Here is a 17616-nt window from a genome sequence, read left to right as displayed (position 1 = left end):
ATTTTGTGAGCGAACTCATTCGCGTACCTGACATCGGCAGCGGTGAAGGTGAAGTAATTGAACTGTTTGTGAAGGTCGGCGACCGCATCGAAGCCGACCAGAGCATTCTGACCCTGGAATCGGACAAGGCCAGCATGGAAGTGCCGGCCCCGAAAGCCGGCGTCATCAAGAGCCTGAAAGTGAAGCTGGGCGACCGTCTGAAAGAAGGCGACGAACTGCTTGAGCTGGAAGTCGAGGGCGCCGCGCAAGCGGCTCCTGCGCCTGCGGCTGCACCGGCTGCAAAAGCTGAAGCCAAACCGGCTGCCGCTCCTGCTGCTGCCGCGCCAGCCGCTGCCCCTGCTGCCGCTTCGGTGCAGCAAGTGCACGTGCCGGACATCGGTTCCTCGGGCAAGGCGCAGATCATCGAGATCCAGGTCAAGGTTGGCGACAAGGTCGAGGCTGATCAATCGTTGATCACCCTGGAATCCGACAAGGCGAGCATGGAAATCCCGTCGCCTGCCGCGGGCGTGGTCAAGGCCATCAGCGTCAAGCTCAACGACGAAGTCGGCACGGGCGACCTGATTCTGGATCTGGAAGTGGCGGGTGCTGCGGCCCCGGCTGCGGCCGCTCCGGCTCAGGCTGCTGCGCCGGCCGCTGCTGCGCCTGCTCCTGCGGCAGCCCCGGCTGCTCCAGTGGCTGACAGCGTTCAGGACATCCACGTTCCGGACATTGGTTCGGCCGGCAAGGCCAAGATCATCGAAGTCCTGGTCAAGGCTGGTGACAGCGTTGAAGCCGACCAGTCGCTGATCACCCTCGAATCCGACAAGGCAAGCATGGAAATCCCATCGCCTGCCGCTGGCGTGGTGGAAAGCATTTCCATCAAGCTGGACGACGAAGTCGGCACCGGCGACCTGATCCTCAAGCTGAAAGTCAAAGGCGCAGCCCCTGCTGCTGCCCCGGCTCCAGCTGCCGCCGCTGCGCCAAGCGCTCCGGCACCGGCCGCTGCTGCTCCGGCTGCCGCTGCACCTGCTGCTGCCGCTCCGGTTGCTGCTCCGGCCAAGCCTGGTGCCAAAGTTCACGCCGGCCCGGCCGTGCGTCAACTGGCCCGTGAGTTCGGCGTCGAGCTGAGCGCTGTTGGCGCCAGCGGTCCGCACGGTCGCATCCTCAAGGAAGACGTGCAGGTTTACGTCAAGGCGATGATGCAGAAGGCCAAGGAAGCGCCAGCTGCTGGCGGCGCAACCGGTGGCGCGGGCATCCCGCCGATTCCGGTCGTGGACTTCAGCCGCTTCGGCGAAATCGAAGAAGTGCCGATGACCCGTCTGATGCAGGTCGGCGCGGCCAACCTGCACCGCAGCTGGCTGAACGTGCCGCACGTGACGCAATTCGACTCGGCGGACATCACCGAGCTGGAAGCCTTCCGTGTTGCGCAGAAAGCCGTCGCGGAGAAGGCCGGCGTCAAGCTGACCATCCTGCCGCTGCTGCTCAAGACCTGCGCGCACCTGCTCAAGGAACTGCCGGACTTCAACAGTTCGCTGGCACCAAGCGGCAAGGCGATCATTCGCAAGAAGTACGTCAACATCGGTTTCGCGGTCGACACCCCGGATGGCCTGCTGGTACCGGTCATCAAGAACGTCGACCAGAAGAGCCTGCTGCAACTGGCCGCAGAAGCTGCTTCGCTGGCTGAAAAAGCCCGCACCAAAAAGCTCTCTTCGGACGAGATGCAGGGCGCCTGCTTCACCATTTCCAGCCTCGGCCACATTGGCGGCACCGGCTTCACGCCGATCGTCAACGCGCCGGAAGTGGCGATCCTCGGTGTTTCCAAGGCAATCATTCAGCCAGTCTGGGACGGCAAAGCCTTCCAGCCGAAACTGATGCTGCCACTGTCGCTGTCCTACGATCACCGTGTGATCAACGGCGCCGCTGCTGCACGCTTCACCCAGCGTCTGGGCAGCCTGCTGGGCGACATCCGCACCATCCTGCTGTAAAGCGTTCGGCCCTCCGGCAACGGAGGGCCGACTGCGTTCCACGTTTTCGAGCGCCACACGCTCGCACCTCAACCCCGTCAGTTTGACGGGGCTTTTTTTGCCCTGAAAAAAGTGCAGCGGCTCTTCCTACAAGTTGGGTTTACTTGAACTACGACTGCAGTCGAATTCGTCTCGATATTTTTCATCGACAGGCAACTAATCTCTGCCCTCGGATTAAATAACGATTTTCCTGCGTTATTTATAAAAAACGAAACTTACTCGAACGGACTCGAATATGTTCAAGCCAACTATTGGCCCGATTATCGGCCACACGACAACTCATCACGCGCGTATACTCATGCGCGCCGACAAGCAAGGCAACGCACCGGTATTTGCCGCCATACGCTATCGGAAGTCTGGAACACAACAGTGGTCAGCTAGTACTTTCGCCGAACCCAGTGCGCTGCGCGACATGACCGAAGTGTTCACCCTCAACAACTTGAGCAGTGACACCGAATATGAATACCAGACCGGCTGGTTCAGCCCGATGAATCCGGTCCATACCGTGGACAGTGTCGCCGAACTGCCGCTGCAGTGGCCGCGGGAAATCTATCGATTGCGCACCCGCTCAAGCAATGCCCTGCAGGCAAAGGCCTATATCGTCGGCTCTTGCCGCTATTTGCGCATGACGGCGGGGGTGCCGGTGCTGCCCCATCTGGGTGACCGGATCTTTGCCTCCATCAACCAATTGATCGAAGGTGCCCAGCCGCCGATCAGTGCAACCCTGATGACGGGTGATCAGGTTTATCTCGACGACCTTAATCTGTTTGCACCTGATCGTGAATATAAGGACATCCTCAGCAAGTACCGTGCGGCCTTCTCTCAGCCGAATATTCAGCGTTTGATGTCCGGCACTTCGACTTATATGATTCTGGATGATCACGAAATTGAAGACAATTGGCCGGCGAATGCCAAACAATCAGATCACGTGTTATATCGCAACGCCATGGCCGCCTATGAAATCTATCAAGTCAGCCACAGCCCGGCGCATGAACTTACAACTAACAAAAAGGTGAATCGGGCAAAACTCGAGCACTACTGGTATCAATTCAGTGACGGTGATATCGAATGGTTTGTGACCGACAGCCGCACCCGCCGCAACTTGTCAGCCGATGATCGCCGCATACTCGATGAGGCGCAGGAACAGGCGCTGCTCAAGTGGCTGACCAACAGCCCGGCGCGGGTGAAATTCATCGTGACCAGCGTGATGTTCTACCCGGATCGCAAATTGCACGGCGACGATGCCTGGAAAGCCTTCCCGGAGCAGCGCCTGCACCTGCTGGAAACCATCCGCACCCGACGCATCAGGAATGTCGTGTTTGTCTCGGGCGATGTGCATGGCTCGCTGACCTCGCGCCTGACGCATAGTGAAGACCCGGATTTCGAAGTCCACACCATCGTTTCCTCGCCGCTGTGCAACAGCAAGCTGTTGCCCTATGCCAAGGCGTCGACGTTCATCCTCGATCGACCGCTGGCGCGCACGGCGACGGGTGATTATCAGCATGAGTTGACCAGCCCGGTCGTCAGCGAAGACAACTTCGCCCATGTAGTCGTCGAGACTGATCAAATTCTGGTCAATTACCATGATCGTGATGGCAACAAGCTGCAATCGATCAGCCTGAAATTACGCTGAGATCTTGAAAGATCGCAGCCTTCGGCAGCTCCTACATTGGCATGCATCCCCTGTAGGAGCTGCCGCAGGCTGCGATCTTTTGCTCTTTTCAACCACACACTGGAGAAATGCCCCGAGCGGCCGACACATTCTTATAGCACTTGGCCTTCATCTCTCTTGTCAGTCGGTGCCGCAATGATGCAACCTTGCCGCAGGCAACAGTAAAGAGGGCGAGAGCCCGCGCGTTCAGCATATTTCCAAGCGAGTTCCTTCATGAAGAGCCAACCCGATGCCGCCAGCCGTATGGCGGCCGAGGTAGTGACGCAGTTGCCTGTGCCCTCGCGGCTCGGCATGCTGCGTTTCGAGCGCTTGAATGAAGCCAGTTGGGCGATGCTGTTTCTCGATCCCAACTGCGAACGCCAGTTCGGCCAGCCGGCCGTCGAGCTCTGTGCACTGGTCGGTTCACCGTATGCCAGTCTGATGGAGCCGGAAGCGCGCTATCAGTTGCACGACGCGATCCAGCAGCAACTGCGCGACAGCCCGCATTATCTGGTGCGCTACACCCTGCACACCGCCGCTGGCGTGCTGAGCATCCTCGAACTCGGCGAAGCTTATAAGCAGCACAATCGACACTTGCTGCGCGGTTATTTGCTGGCGGTCGATGATGTCTTCGACGAAGCGCCTGCGTTGCCCTCGGTCGACCTCGAAACCCAGAACTCGCGCCTGCAGATTGCCCTCGAACTCAACCAGCGCGCCCAGCAGGAACAACTGCAGCACCTTGATCGGGTGCGCGCCCAGCAGGATCTGATTCTGCTGCTTGCCCGCCAGCGCTACAGCAGCCACAACTCGCTGCAGGAAGCCGCCGAACTGATCACCCGCTGCGCCTGCGACATCTATGAAATCGACTGCGCCAGCCTGTGGAACCTCGAAGGCAATCTGCTGGTGCCGATTTCCGCGTATCACCGCGCAACGCAGGAATACCTCCTGCCGGAGGTGATCGACATCAGCGGCTTCCCCGACTACATGGAAGCGCTGCACGGCAGCCGCGCCATCGACGCGCATAATGCGATGCGCGACCCGCGCACCCGCGAGATGGCTGAGGCCCTGCGCCCGCGCGACGTCAACGCGATGCTCGACGCCAGCATCCGCGTCGATGGCCAGGTGGTCGGCGTGCTCTGTCTGGAGCAGACCGGCGTGACCCGCGCCTGGCAGTCCGATGAAATCGCCTTTGCCGGTGAACTGGCGGATCAGTTCGCCCAGGTCATCAACAACCACAACCGCCGCACCGCCACCAGCGCCCTGCACCTGTTCCAGCGCGCGGTCGAGCAAAGCGCCAACGCCTTTTTGCTGGTCAATTGCGACGGCGTGGTCGAGTACGTCAACCCGAGTTTCACCGCGATCACCCAGTACACCACCGAGGAAGTCCACGGCCAGCGCCTGTCGGAACTGCCGGCCCTGGAAAACCTCAGCGAGCTGCTGTTTGACGCGCCGTCGGCGCTGGCCAAGAGCAACAGCTGGCAGGGCGAATTCAAAAGCCGGCGCAAGAACCTCGAACCGTATTGGGGCCAGTTGTCGATCTCCAAGGTGTATGGCGATAACCGCGAGCTGACGCACTACATCGGCATCTACGAAGACATCACTCAGACCAAACTGGCGCAACAGCGCATCGAGCGTCTGGCGTACACCGACAATCTGACCAACCTCGGCAACCGCCCGGCGTTTATCCGCAATCTGGACGAGCGCTTCGCCCGCGATAGCGATACACCGATCAGCCTGCTGCTGGTGGACATCGACAACTTCAAGCGGATCAACGACAGCCTCGGTCACCAGACCGGCGACAAACTGTTGATCAGCCTCGCCCGGCGCCTGCGCAACAGCCTCAGCCCGAGCGGCAGCCTCGCGCGGTTCGCCAGTAACGAGTTCGCCGTACTGCTCGACGACACGGATCTCGCCACCGGCCAGCAGATCGCCAACCAGTTGCTGGCGACCCTCGACAAACCGATGTTCGTCGACAACCAGTTGATCAGCGTCACCGGCTCCGTGGGCCTGGCCTGCGCGCCGCTGCACGGCCGCGATCCGCAAACCCTGATGCGCAACGCCGGTCTGGCCCTGCACAAGGCCAAGGCCAACGGCAAGCATCAGGTGCAAGTCTTCACCGAAGCGCTGAATGCCGAGGCCAGCTACAAGCTGTTCGTCGAGAACAACCTGCGCCGCGCCCTGACCCAGAATGAGCTGGACGTGTTCTATCAGCCCAAGCTGTGCCTGCGCAGCGGTCGCCTGCTGGGCATGGAGGCGCTGCTGCGCTGGAACCACCCGGAGCGCGGGATGATCCGCCCGGACCAGTTCATCAGCGTTGCCGAAGAAACCGGCCTGATCATTCCGATCGGCAAGTGGATTGCCCGCCAGGCCTGCCGCATGAGCAAAGCGCTGACCGCCGCGGGCATGGGCAACCTGCAAGTGGCGATCAACCTGTCACCCAAGCAGTTCTCCGACCCGGATCTGGTCGCGTCCATCGCCAACATCCTCAAGGAAGAAGCGCTGCCGGCCAGCCTGCTCGAACTGGAGCTGACCGAAGGTTTGCTGCTGGAAGCCACCGAAGATACGCACTTGCAGCTCGATCAGCTCAAGCGTCTGGGCCTGACCCTGGCCATGGACGACTTCGGCACCGGTTACTCGTCGCTCAGTTACCTGAAGAAATTCCCGATCGACATCATCAAGATCGATCGCAGCTTCATCCACGAAATCCCCGACAACCAGGACGACATGGAAATCACCTCCGCGGTGATCGCCATGGCGCACAACCTGAAGCTCAAGGTCGTGGCCGAAGGCATCGAGACCGCCGAGCAACTGGCGTTCCTGCGTCGCCACCGTTGCGACGTCGGCCAGGGCTACCTGTTCGACCGGCCGATCCCCGGCGGCGAGCTGATCCAGGCGCTCAAGCGCTACCCGCGCGGCCCGCTCTGCCTGTAGCCCTCGCCGCCCTTTCATGTAGGAGCTGCCGCAGGCTGCTCCTACATTGAATAGTGCGAAATCCGGCATCATTCGGCACACTGGCGGTCTGATTTTTTACATCCCATCCTGACTGAGAGGAACGATCATGGTTCTGCGCTCGGAAATTCTGGTGAACAAAAACGTGCTACCGACCAAAGACCAAGCTCTACCCGGCCGCGAAACCGCGATGACCCTGCCTGAAAAGCATTTCGTCTTCGAAGAAACCCCGTTGCTCGGCCCGTTTTTCCAGGACGTCGACTTCGCGATCTTCGGTCTGGGTTGCTTTTGGGGCGCGGAGCGCCGTTTCTGGCAGCGCGAAGGCGTGGTCAGCACCGTGGTCGGTTACGCCGGTGGCTACACGCCGAACCCGACTTACGAAGAAGTCTGCTCGGGCCTGACCGGCCACGCCGAAGTGGTGCTGGTGGTGTATGACAAAGCCAAGGTCAGCTACGAAGAGCTGCTGGCGATGTTCTGGGAACTGCACAACCCGACTCAGGGCATGCGTCAGGGCAATGACATCGGCACTCAATACCGCTCGGTGATCTACGCGACCTCGCCAGAGCAACTGGACGCGGCGCTGAAGAGCAAAGCGGTGTATCAGGCTGAACTGTCGAAGGCAGGCCTGGGCGAAATCAGCACCGAAATCGAACAGGCGCCGACCGTGTATTTCGCCGAGGCCTATCACCAGCAATACCTGGCGAAAAACCCTGAAGGTTATTGCGGGATCGGCGGCACCGGCGTGTGCATGCCACCGAGCCTGGCGGGTAACTAAACCCCAAAGCATCGCGGGCAAGCCCGCTCCCACAGGTTTAGCGCCGACTTCAAAATGGCGCAGTACTTTGTGGGAGCGGGCTTGCCCGCGAAGGCGTCCGTTCAGACACCGCTAAAACAGTTGATCAGCTTTCAGCAATCAACCAATCCATCTGCCATCCACCCTGAGTCTGCCCAAGCTTCTTCGACAACCACGGCAGCAACTCGCGCAATTCTTCCTCCAGCCCCCACGGCGGATTGGCAATCGCCATGCCGGAGCCGTTCAGGCTGTTCGGCGTATCCAGCGGATGCACCAACAGTTCCACGCGCAGCAACTTCGGCGCACCGGTACCGGCCAGATCCTGATAGAAACGACGCAGTGCACGCTGATCCTTCACCGGATACCAGATCGCCGCAACGGTCTGGCGCATGCGGCCAATTGCTTCTTTCAGCGACGCCGCACACTTTTGCATCTCGTCGAGCTGCTCGAACGGCGGATCGATCAACATCACCGCACGCTTCTCCTGCACCGGCAGCATCGCCCGCGCCACATGCCAGCCCTCGCCCAGATGCACCTTGACCCGACGATCACCGGCCATGTTCTCCTTGAGCTGCACGCCGTCTTCCGGGTGTTTCTCATTGAGCATCACCCGATCCTGCGGCCGGGTCAGACGCCGCGCCAGCTCCGGTGAGCCCGGGTAGTAGCGCAACTGGCCATCCGGGTTCATCTCGTGCAGCACCTTCATGTAGTCGGCGGTCAGCGCCGGCAGATCCGGCTGATCCCACAAACGTGCGATGCCTTCCAGGTACTCGCCGGTACGGTTGGCCTGATCGCCCTGCAAGTCATACAGACCGATACCGGCGTGCGTATCGAGATAGGCAAACGGCTGTTCCTTGCGCGACATCAGGGCGATGAGGCGGGTCAAGGTCAGGTGTTTGAACACATCGGCGTGATTGCCGGCATGGAAGGCGTGACGATAATTCATGGCTGCTCCTGCGAGGGCCGTGAAGTTTACCTTTTACCGGGCGGCAAGTCAGGGGTTGGAGGCTGAGCGGCCCTCTTACACCTTAAGATCCGGTCCAATACCTGTGGCGAGGGGATTCATCCCCTCGCCACAGTTCAGTTGCCTCAACAACCCATCGAAAGCTTTATCAAAGCCCAGGACGCGAACATCGCTGATCCTTGGACTTCGCCCGGAAGTTTCATTCTGCTTCGTCCTGCAAATGGTCCAATAACGCCGATTGCGACGTTTCTTCCGACGCTGAAACCTGAAAAAACCGCCTGACCTTGCAACGTAAAACCGGCTCGGGAAAGGCCTCGAACAAGGCAGGATGCTCCTCGCTCAGCCACTGCACAGCATTGCCGATGCGAATGTCATCAGCTGTTGCGGCCAAGACCGACCCCGGTACTTTCCACCAAGGAAACACTCGCCCCGAAACCTGCGCCCTGCCCCCGATCTCCACGGCCTGTCCATTGATCAAGCCGCGCGAAATCACCGGCATCAACTGCGCAGATTGCACTTCGTCGGACTGCAGGATCGGCAACACAAAACGCCCATCCCAGAAGCGAAAAAACACCGCTGCGCCGTCCGGCATCAGCACTTGAGTCAGGCTGCGAAAGTGCTCAACTACCCCCTCCAGGCTCGCCGAGGACACCGCCAACCACCCCCAGTCGCGAGACTCGGTAGAGGCCACCCAATCGAGAAACGCACTGTCCGGCGCGACAATTCCCACAAAGGGCATTACCACGTCCCACTCGGCGTAGATCGTGTCCGCCCAGATCGGGTTGGGTCCGACCAGCGGAGGCCTGGCGTCGCTGGCATTACTGAAAATCACGAACAGTTGCTCCGCAGGTTTTAGCGGCTCACGCGCCAGCCACGCTGAAGGCGTCAGGCACTCAGGCTGCACAAACACCGTCCTTGCAGCGCTCGCACTCTTCGCAGAATGGCGCATCACCTTTAAAGCTCATGATTTGTGCGGCGGTGAGCATGGCCGCCGGTGCCGCTGCAAGTTTCGCTGGCAGTCCCGGCACACCGGGTGCCGCGCTCATCGCCGCCATCGGCGCGCCACCGACCTGAATCGGCACGCTACTGAAGATCCCGCCAGGCCCGATGTTGATCCACTGCCCGCCGGCCTGAATCGTGGCGCTCGCGCCGCCGTCGATCACCACTTGCTGCCCGGCACTGACGTGGATTTGTGCGCTGGCGCTGGTGGCCTGGTTGCTCACCCGAATATGCCGATCGCCGACTACCGTCAGGTGATCGTCCTGTTTGACTTCGATCTGGCGCTGGCCGTGGGTGATGCGCTGTTCGTCGGCCTTCAACTCATGTTTGGCGGTGCCCGTGACGACGATGCTGCGCTGGTTGTCGACCTGCACCTGCTGGTCGTGCAGTACATGCTGGGTCCAGTTGCGCTGGGCGCGCAGGTAGATTTCTTCAGCGCCCTTTTTGTCCTCGATGCGCAGCTCGTTGTAACCACCGCCACCGGGGCTGCTGTGGCTGCGGAAGATGCTGCGGGTCTTGTCCGCCGGGAGGTCCAGCGGTACCGGGGTCGCGGCATTCGGCAGGCACCCCATCACCAACGGCTTGTCGGCATCGGCGTCGATGAAACCGACCAGCACTTCCATGCCGACTCGCGGGATCAGCACGCTGCCGTAATGGTCATGTGCCCAACCGGTTGCCACACGCAACCAGCAACTGGAATGCTCGTTGAGCTCGCCGTCGCGATCCCAGGCCAGTTGCACCTTGACCCGACCGTACTCGTCGCAGTGGATTTCCGCGTCGTGCGGCCCGGTGACGACGGCAGGTTGATAGCCAAGCATCCGTGGCTTTTCCGGGCCGAGGGCTGGGCGGAAGAACACCTCCCACGGCGTAGCAAGAAAGGTATTACGGTAACCCTGGAATGTTTCCCCATCGCTGGTGACCGATTCCTCCAGCACTTGCGGCTGCCGCCCACGGTGTTCGATGGCGGTGAGCAGCCACAGGTCATTCCAGTCCCGGCGCGGGTGTTCGGTCAGTTGCAGGAAATGTCCGCACACCAGTGCAGATACGTCGCTGATGCCTTCGGCCTGACGGTAATCGGCGACATGTCGCTCAAGCGCTCTTTGGGCCAGGTGCCTGCCGGTTTCACGATCGTTGAATTGGCCGGGGAAGTGATAATCCTCTAGCACCGGGCGCTGCTCACCGTCGACCCGACTTTGCAGCTGCAGGCGCGGCTTGATGAAGTTGTAATCGCGCCGGGTCACTACGCTGGTACGGGTTTCCACGCGAACATTGAAACGATTGATCGCCGGCGCGCCACCGGCCATGCCGCTGCCGGGCAGATAAAGCGTCGGTTGAGCCAGTTTCGGGAACACCGTCTGATCATCACCGAACACCAATAGGTGACCTTCCGGACTGTGCTGAAAGTGATAATGAATGCCGACTTCGGCGCACAGGCGCTGGATAAACGCGAGGTCACTTTCGGCGTATTGCACGCAGTACTCGCGCTCCGGGTACTCGCTGCCCAGGCGAAATTCAAAAGCATCGCGCAGAATCGAATGATCCTTGAGCACCTGCGCGACGATTTGCGGCACCGTCTGATGCTGAAAAATCCGCTGGTTGATGCGATGCCCGAGGTACGTCAGACGCGGTACCAGGCTCAGGTGATAGCGCGTCAGACGTTTCCCGGAATCACCCTGCCCGACTCGATAAATCTGACCATGGACACCGGAACCTTCCGCATCGAAGCCCAGAAACGCCTGACGGTGCAGCAGGCTCTCGAGGTCCAGATCGGGCCGTTCACTGACCAGTTCCAGGTCGAAGCGAAAGGGTTGGCTGATGGCTTCCTTGCCCGTGAACTCAAGGACTTTGAGATCAAATTGGGCGCCTTCAAGGGTCAACGTGAAACGCGGTTGATTGGCAGGCGCGAACATCCGATGTGTCTCTGCAGATTGAGGGCGGGCGATTCTGCATGAGGGGCAACGGGTGTTGGACGGGTGACGGGAAAATCAGATTTGCCCTACTTTTTCTGGCGAAAAAGCCTTCGGATATTGGCGCAATCGACTACAGACAACTCTCTCAAAATCACCACCGAACAACTGTGGGAGCGAGCCTGCTCGCGAATGCGGCATGTCAGTCGACACATTCATTGAATGATCAATCGCATTCGCGAGCAGGCTCGCTCCCACATTGGGTCTCCACAGGATTCGAGAAATCACGGGCATAAAAAAACAGCCCGCCTCCTGTAGGAAACGGGCCGTTTTTCTGTGAGCCGAAGCTCAGTGCATCACTTGTTCAGGTGGAAATCTTTTTCCGCCGCTTCGAAGCGCTGCACCATGCCTTTGGTTGGCTCGCCAATTTTGCTGACGATGTAAATCGCCAGACTGGCGAAGATGAAGCCCGGGATGATTTCGTACAGACCCATCACCTCGAAATGCTTCCACACCACCACGGTGATGGCGCCGACCAGGATGCCGGCCAGTGCGCCGTTGCGGGTCATGTCTTTCCAGATCACCGAGATCAGCACTACTGGACCGAACGCGGCACCGAAACCGGCCCAGGCGTAGGACACCAGGCCCAGCACGCGGTTTTCCGGGTTGGCGGCCATGGCGATAGCGATCAGCGCCACCAGCAACACCATCGCGCGACCGACCCACACCAGCTCAACCTGGGAAGCAGATTTGCGCAGGAAGGTTTTGTAGAAGTCTTCGGTCAGGGCGCTCGAGCACACCAGCAACTGGCAGCTCAGGGTGCTCATGACCGCGGCGAGAATCGCCGACAGCAGGACACCAGCCACCCACGGATTGAAGAGGATTTTCGCCAGTTCGATGAACACCCGTTCGTGGTTCTCGGTGACTGGGCCGGCCACTTCCGGGTGCGCCGAGAAGTAGGCGATACCGAAGAAGCCCACGGCGACGGTGCCGCCCAGGCACAGGATCATCCAGGTCATGGAGATGCGACGGGCGTTGGCAATCGACTTCACCGAGTCAGCGGCCATGAAACGCGCGAGGATGTGCGGCTGACCGAAGTAACCCAGACCCCAGCCCATCAGCGAGATGATGCCGATGAAGGTGGTGCCCTTGAGCATGTCGAAGTTGCTTGGATCCTGGGCTTCGATGGCGAGGAACGTGGTATCGACGCCACCAGTGGCCAGCAATACGATGATCGGCGTCAGCAGCAAAGCGAAGATCATCAGCGTGGCTTGCACGGTGTCAGTCCAGCTCACCGCGAGGAAACCGCCGACGAAGGTGTAGGCAATTGTCGCCGCAGCACCGGCCCACAGCGCCGTCTCGTAGGACATGCCGAAGGTGCTTTCGAACAGACGGGCGCCGGCCACGATGCCGGAAGCGCAGTAAATGGTGAAGAACACCAGAATCACCACCGCCGAGATGATGCGCAGCAGGCCGCTTTTGTCTTCGAAACGGCTGGAGAAGTAGTCCGGCAGGGTCAGGGCATCGCCGTTGTGCTCGGTCTGCACGCGCAGACGGCCAGCGACGAACAGCCAGTTCAGGTAGGCACCGACGATCAGGCCGATGGCGATCCAGCTTTCGGACAGACCGGACATGTAGATGGCGCCCGGCAGGCCCATCAGCAACCAGCCGCTCATGTCGGAAGCACCGGCGGACAAAGCCGTTACCACGCTGCCGAGGCTGCGGCCGCCAAGAATGTAGTCGGAAAGGTTGTTGGTGGAGCGATAGGCCATGAAGCCGATCAGCACCATTGCTGCGATGTAGATCACGAACGTGATCAGTGTTGGATTGCTTACGCTCATTAAGTTACGCCCTGGCTTTGTTTTTATGTAGCAGCGGTGATCAATCGCACACAAACGACGATGTTTGGCAGACGAAACGGGATCCCGCGCATTTAGGACTGATGTTTCCCCAGGAAAGCCACCAGCCGATGCACCGGGTATTCCCGGTTGCACCTTGGGCGCGAATGCTATGCAACAAAGTAAAAAAGGTGCAACCAGTTTCTGGCGATTAAGTTGCACCTAGTCGGATATACCGATAAATACGCCGTTTTTGCTCCTTTTTAGCGCAGTCACGGCGCTCCGCTAGAAGTAAAAGCACCAAGCAGGAGCGGCACTTCAGTACCAGAAAATAATTCCTGACGAAGCGTTTATTTTTCCGACAAAAAAGGGTTGCACCCGGTTGCACCTCTTTCGGCGCACGGCTAATCTTGCCGCCAGCTGATGCCACGCAACTGTGGCAACCATGAGGATAAAAATATGGCTACCACCACCCTTGGGGTCAAACTCGATGACCCGACCCGCGAGCGCCTGAAGGCTGCCGCGACCTCGATTGATCGCACACCGCACTGGCTGATCAAGCAGGCAATTTTCAATTACCTGGAAAAACTCGAGGGTGGTGCAACCCTGACCGAGCTGAACGGTTTGACCGCCAAGGACAGCGACGACGCCGGTGAAGTCCACACCGATCACGCGCACCAGTGCTTCCTCGAATTCGCTGAAAGCATCCTGCCGCAATCGGTACTGCGCGCCTCGATCACCGCTGCTTACCGTCGCCCTGAGCCGGAAGTGGTGCCGATGCTGATCGAGCAGGCGCGCCTGCCGGCTCCGATGGCCGAAGCCACCAACAAACTCGCCGCGACCATCGCGGAAAAACTGCGTAACCAGAAAAGTGCCGGCGGTCGTGCAGGCATTGTTCAGGGCCTGCTGCAGGAATTTTCCCTGTCGTCCCAAGAAGGCGTGGCCCTGATGTGCCTGGCCGAAGCGCTGCTGCGCATCCCGGACAAGGGCACTCGCGATGCACTGATTCGCGACAAGATCAGCACCGGCAACTGGCAGCCGCACCTGGGCAACAGCCCGTCGCTGTTCGTCAATGCGGCGACCTGGGGTCTGCTGCTGACCGGTAAACTGGTGTCGACCCACAACGAAGCCGGCCTGACTTCGTCACTGAGCCGGATCATCGGCAAGAGCGGCGAGCCGATGATCCGCAAGGGCGTCGACATGGCGATGCGCCTGATGGGCGAGCAGTTCGTCACCGGCGAAACCATCGCCGAAGCACTGGCTAACGCGAGCAAGTTCGAAGCCAAGGGCTTCCGTTATTCCTACGACATGCTCGGTGAAGCGGCGCTGACCGAACACGACGCGCAGAAGTACCTGGCGTCGTACGAACAAGCCATCCACTCGATCGGCAAAGCCTCCCACGGTCGTGGGATTTATGAAGGCCCGGGCATTTCCATCAAGCTCTCGGCCCTGCACCCGCGCTACAGCCGTGCGCAGTACGAGCGCGTGATGGACGAGTTGTACCCGCGCCTGCTGTCGCTGACCCTGCTGGCCAAGCAATACGACATCGGCCTGAACATCGACGCCGAAGAAGCCGACCGCTTGGAGCTGTCGCTGGATCTGCTCGAGCGCCTGTGCTTCGAACCGCAACTGACCGGCTGGAACGGCATCGGTTTCGTGATTCAGGCTTATCAGAAGCGTTGCCCGTACGTGATCGACTACGTAATCGATCTGGCCCGTCGCAGCCGTCATCGCCTGATGATCCGTCTGGTGAAAGGCGCGTACTGGGACAGCGAAATCAAGCGCGCCCAGGTCGAAGGCCTGGAAGGCTATCCGGTCTACACCCGCAAGGTGTACACCGACGTTTCCTACATCGCCTGCGCGCGCAAACTGCTGTCGGTGCCGGAAGTCATCTACCCGCAGTTCGCCACGCACAACGCCCACACCCTGTCGGCCATTTATCACATTGCCGGTCAGAACTATTACCCGGGCCAGTACGAATTCCAGTGCCTGCACGGCATGGGCGAACCGCTCTACGAGCAGGTTGTCGGCAAAGTTTCCGAAGGCAAGCTGAACCGTCCGTGCCGCGTGTACGCACCGGTTGGTACTCACGAAACCCTGCTGGCGTACCTGGTGCGTCGTCTGCTGGAAAACGGCGCCAACACCTCGTTCGTCAATCGCATCGCCGACCAGTCGATTTCGATTCAGGAACTGGTGGCCGATCCGGTGGCGCAGATCGAGCAGATGGCGACCGTGGAAGGTGGTTTCGGCCTGCCGCACCCGCGCATTCCGCTGCCGCGTGACCTGTACGGCGCCGAGCGCGCCAACTCCGCCGGCATCGACATGGCCAACGAACATCGTCTGGCCTCGCTGTCCTGCGCCCTGCTCGCCACTGCGCACAACAACTGGAAAGCCGCGCCAATGCTCGGTTGCACTTCCAGCAACGAAGCCCCGGCGCCAGTGCTGAACCCGGCGGATCACCGTGATGTGGTCGGTCACGTGCAAGAAGCTACCGTCGAAGACGTCGACAACGCGATCCAGTGCGCGCTGAATGCTGCGCCCATCTGGCAGGCCACCCCGCCAGCCGAGCGCGCGGCGATTCTGGAGCGTGCCGCCGACCTGATGGAAGGCGAGATCCAGCCACTGATGGGCCTGTTGGCCCGTGAAGCCGGCAAGACCTTCGCCAACGCCATCGCCGAAGTGCGTGAAGCGGTCGACTTCCTGCGTTATTACGCGGTGCAGGCGCGCAACGATTTCAGCAATGACGCCCACCGCCCACTGGGCCCGGTGGTGTGCATCAGCCCGTGGAACTTCCCGCTGGCCATCTTCAGCGGTCAGGTCGCTGCCGCACTGGCCGCCGGTAACCCGGTACTGGCCAAACCGGCCGAGCAGACTCCGCTGGTTGCCGCGCAAGCCGTGCGTTTGCTGCTGGAAGCCGGGATTCCCGAAGGCGTGCTGCAACTGCTGCCGGGTCGCGGTGAAACCGTTGGTGCCGGTCTGGTCGGTGATGAGCGCGTCAAAGGCGTGATGTTCACCGGCTCCACCGAAGTCGCGCGTCTGCTGCAGCGCAATATCGCCGGTCGCCTCGACAACCAGGGCCGCCCGATTCCGCTGATCGCTGAAACCGGCGGGCAGAACGCGATGATCGTCGATTCTTCGGCACTGACCGAACAAGTGGTGATCGACGTGGTGTCCTCGGCCTTCGACAGCGCTGGTCAGCGTTGCTCGGCCCTGCGCGTGCTGTGCCTGCAGGAAGATTCCGCCGACCGCGTCATCGAAATGCTCAAAGGCGCGATGGCTGAAAGCCGTCTCGGCAACCCTGAGCGCCTGTCCGTGGACATTGGCCCGGTGATTGACGCCGAAGCCAAGGCCGGCATCGACAAGCACATCCAGGCCATGCGCGATAAAGGTCGCAGCGTGTACCAGGTGGCTATCGCCGACAGTGAAGAAGTCAAACGCGGCACCTTCGTCATGCCGACCCTGATCGAACTGGAAAGCTTCGACGAGCTGCAACGCGAGATCTTCGGCCCGGTGCTGCACGTGGTGCGCTACAAGCGCAAGGACATCGACCAGTTGATCGGCCAGATCAATGCCTCCGGTTATGGCCTGACCCTCGGCGTACACACCCGCATCGACGAGACCATCGCCAAGGTGATCGACAACGTCAACGCCGGTAACGTCTACGTCAACCGCAACATCGTCGGTGCCGTGGTCGGCGTGCAGCCATTCGGCGGCGAAGGCCTGTCGGGGACTGGCCCGAAAGCCGGTGGTCCGCTGTACCTCTACCGTCTGCTGTCGACGCGTCCTACGGACGCCATCGAACAATCCTTCGCTCGCGGTGATGCGCTCGTCGCCCCGGACGTGCGTCTGCGTGAGGCCATGAGCAAACCGCTGAACGCTTTCAAGGCCTGGGCCGAGAGCAACAAATACGCCGAACTGAGCACCCTGTGCGCGCAATACGCTGCGCAGTCGCAAAGCGGTATCACCCGCGTGCTGGCCGGCCCGACCGGCGAGAAAAACAGCTACGCGATCCTGCCGCGTGAACACGTGCTGTGCCTGGCGGACGTCGAAGGTGATCTGCTGACCCAACTGGCGGCGGTATTGGCGGTCGGCGGTTCGGCGGTATGGCCGGAATCCGACATCAGCAAGGCCTTGTTCGCACGCCTGCCGAAGGACGTTCAGGCGCGGATCAAACGGGTTGCCGACTGGCACAAGGATGAAGTGGTGTTTGATGCCGTGCTGCATCATGGTCATTCCGACCAGTTGCGTGGCGTCTGCCAGCAGATCGCCAAGCGGGCCGGTGCGATCGTGGGCGTTCAGGGCCTGTCCCAGGGCGAGACCAACATCGCGCTGGAGCGCCTGGTGATCGAGCGCGCACTGAGCCTCAACACGGCGGCGGCGGGTGGTAATGCGAGCCTGATGACTATCGGTTAAAAACCGTTAAGCCGGGTACTGCACAGGTGCCCGGTTCAGCAGAAAAAACTGTGGGAGCTGGCTTGCCAGCGATAGCGATGTGTCAGCCACCATTAATGG

General features: G+C 60.6%; 9 protein-coding genes. 5 read left to right on the top strand and 4 right to left on the bottom strand.

What is annotated here, in order from left to right:
- Positions 1–5: 5 nt before the first annotated feature.
- The 4 genes from aceF (at position 6) to msrA (ending at position 7378) form a co-directional block, all read left to right on the top strand.
- A complete protein-coding gene (gene aceF, locus ACYZUM_RS29365; protein WP_108181481.1) occupies positions 6–1964 on the top strand; it encodes a dihydrolipoyllysine-residue acetyltransferase in 1959 nt (652 codons plus the stop codon).
- A 274-nt stretch (positions 1965–2238) separates the two neighbouring features.
- Positions 2239–3636, top strand: coding sequence for an alkaline phosphatase D family protein (locus ACYZUM_RS29360; protein ID WP_108181480.1), 1398 nt, complete (start codon positions 2239–2241; stop codon positions 3634–3636).
- A gap of 252 nt (positions 3637–3888) precedes the next feature.
- A complete protein-coding gene (locus ACYZUM_RS29355) occupies positions 3889–6585 on the top strand; it encodes a putative bifunctional diguanylate cyclase/phosphodiesterase (protein WP_108181479.1) in 2697 nt (898 codons plus the stop codon).
- A gap of 127 nt (positions 6586–6712) precedes the next feature.
- The gene (gene msrA, locus ACYZUM_RS29350; protein WP_047290930.1) at positions 6713–7378 is read left to right on the top strand and encodes a peptide-methionine (S)-S-oxide reductase MsrA; all 666 of its coding nucleotides are present in this window, start codon (positions 6713–6715) and stop codon (positions 7376–7378) included.
- Between the two features lie 124 nt (positions 7379–7502).
- Here msrA and ACYZUM_RS29345 read toward each other — a convergent pair whose 3' ends face one another.
- The 4 genes from ACYZUM_RS29345 to putP all read right to left on the bottom strand — a co-directional run bounded on the left by ACYZUM_RS29345 (position 7503) and on the right by putP (position 13107).
- Entirely contained in the window at positions 7503–8342 is an 840-nt protein-coding gene (locus ACYZUM_RS29345; RefSeq protein WP_003220988.1) for a 23S rRNA (adenine(2030)-N(6))-methyltransferase RlmJ, read from the bottom strand.
- A gap of 217 nt (positions 8343–8559) precedes the next feature.
- Entirely contained in the window at positions 8560–9264 is a 705-nt protein-coding gene (locus ACYZUM_RS29340) for a DUF4123 domain-containing protein (RefSeq protein WP_108181478.1), read from the bottom strand.
- Entirely contained in the window at positions 9254–11269 is a 2016-nt protein-coding gene (locus ACYZUM_RS29335; RefSeq protein ID WP_108181477.1) for a type VI secretion system Vgr family protein, read from the bottom strand. Before ACYZUM_RS29335 ends, ACYZUM_RS29340 begins: the two co-directional genes overlap by 11 nt.
- 353 nt (positions 11270–11622) lie before the next feature.
- On the bottom strand, positions 11623–13107 hold the full coding sequence (putP, locus tag ACYZUM_RS29330; RefSeq protein ID WP_108181475.1) for a sodium/proline symporter PutP: 1485 nt from the start codon (positions 13105–13107) through the stop codon (positions 11623–11625).
- 456 nt (positions 13108–13563) lie between these two features.
- On the opposite strand from putP, the gene putA reads away from it, so the two are divergent.
- Positions 13564–17517: a trifunctional transcriptional regulator/proline dehydrogenase/L-glutamate gamma-semialdehyde dehydrogenase gene (putA, locus tag ACYZUM_RS29325; RefSeq protein WP_108181474.1), complete on the top strand. Its 3954-nt coding sequence runs from the start codon at positions 13564–13566 to the stop codon at positions 17515–17517.
- Positions 17518–17616: the final 99 nt, after the last annotated feature.

This window comes from Pseudomonas sp. m6p, from assembly GCF_055760375.1.
Note: the sequence above shows the minus strand (reverse complement) of the source record. Positions and strands in the feature narration are given on the sequence as shown.